The organism is Streptomyces sp. KR55 (genome assembly GCF_052245645.1).
Classification (GTDB): domain Bacteria; phylum Actinomycetota; class Actinomycetes; order Streptomycetales; family Streptomycetaceae; genus Streptomyces; species Streptomyces flavusporus.
In genome coordinates this window covers 1-1,652 of the sequence record NZ_JBQQCE010000872.1, presented here as the reverse complement: position 1 = coordinate 1,652, position 1,652 = coordinate 1, and the positions used below count along the sequence as shown (strand labels likewise).

The 1,652-nt window shown below is 75.2% G+C and carries 1 protein-coding gene; it reads right to left on the bottom strand.

Annotated features, from left to right (window positions below; genetic code table 11):
• Positions 1–1,652: HAD-IC family P-type ATPase (locus ACTWQJ_RS51130; RefSeq protein ID WP_443313157.1), on the bottom strand; the 1,652-nt coding region annotated here is incomplete at both ends.

Below are 1,652 nucleotides of genomic sequence, written 5' to 3'. Positions count from 1 at the left end.
CGTTGCCACCGATCAGGATGGCGACGGCGTCGGCGACGCTGTGCCACAGGGCGCGGCCCTCGGCGACGGCCTCGACGAGGACGGTGAGGTCGTCATCGGTGAGCACCATGTCGGCGGCGTTGCGGGCGGCCGCCGAGCCGCGGGCGCTGATCCCGACGCCGATGTCGGCGGCGCGGATGGCAGCGGCGTCGTTGGCGCCGTCGCCGACCATCCCGACGACCCGGCCGGCGTCCATCAGCGCCTCGACGACCTGGAGCTTCTGCTCGGGCGCGACCCGGGCCACGACGCCCACGTCGTGCAGCATGCGGGAGCGTTCCGAGCGGTCGGCGGCGGCCAGTTCGTCGCCGGTGATCACGGCCGTGTCCTCGGGCCAGCCCAGGTCGAGGGCGATCGCCCGGGCGGTCTGCGGGTGGTCGCCGGTCAGCATCACCGGTCGTACGCCCGCCTCGCGCAGCCCGTGCACGAGCGCAGTGGACGTCTCACGCGCTACGTCGGCCAGCGCGAGCAGTCCGGTGAACTCCAGCTTCTCCAGGGGGGCTTCGCACGCTTCGATGTCCTTCTCGTCCTCGGCCAGGCGCCGTTGGGCGACCGCCAGGACGCGCAGCCCGTCGCGGGCCAGCTCCTGGGCCTTGCCGGAGGCGTGGTCGGGGACGTCGTGGCAGGCGGGCAGCACGGTCTCCGGCGCGCCCTTGACGACGAGCATGCGCTCACCGTCCGCCGCGTGGCCCACCGCGCCGGCGTAGCCCCGGCCGGCCTCGAACGGCCTGCCCTCGGTCTGGACCCACTCGGGGTCGCGCGGCGCCGCGTCCAGGACCGCCTCGTCGGTGGCGTGCACGGGCCGGTCGGGCCCCTCCTCGGGCTGGGGGCAGGCGCGCACCGCGACCCGCATGGTGACCGAGTCCGCGGCCTGGTCCGGCGTACGGACCGCCCCGTCCACGTCGGTCACGCGGACCAGGCGCAACTTGTTCTCGGTGAGGGTGCCGGTCTTGTCGAAGCAGACCGTGTCCATCCGGCCGAGAGCCTCCAGCGTGCGCGGAGCACGGACCAGGACGCCCCGTCGGCTGAGTCGGCGGGCAGCCGCCAACTGCGCGACCGTGGCCACCAGGGGCAGTCCTTCGGGGACGGCGGCCACCGCCACCGCGACGCCACCGCTGACGGCCCGGCGTATCGGTGCGCCGCGCACCAGCGACAGGCCGGTCACCGCGGCGCCGCCCGCCATGGTCAACGGCAGTGCCTTGCGGGTGAGTTCCTGCAGCCGGGCCTGGACGCCCGCGGCGGGCGGTGTGCGGGCGGCGAGGTGGACGGCGCGGGCCGCCTCGGTACGGTCGCCGGTCTCCACGACGACGGCCCTGGCCTGTCCGGCGACGACGGTCGTGCCCTCGAACACCATGCAGCGGCGGTCGGCCACCGCGGCGCGCGGGGTCGGCTCCGTCTGCTTGTTCACCGGCAGGGACTCGCCGGTCAGCGCCGACTCGTCCACCTCCAGGCCGTCCTCCCACAGCAGACGTGCGTCGGCCGGTACGACATCGTCGACCGCGAGTTCGATCACATCACCGGGCGTCAGCCGGGTGGCCTCCACCGTGCGGGGCCCGGCCGAGGCGTCCTCGGCGGTGACGCGGGCCTTCTGCTTCTGCTCCGCGAGCAGCCCGGAC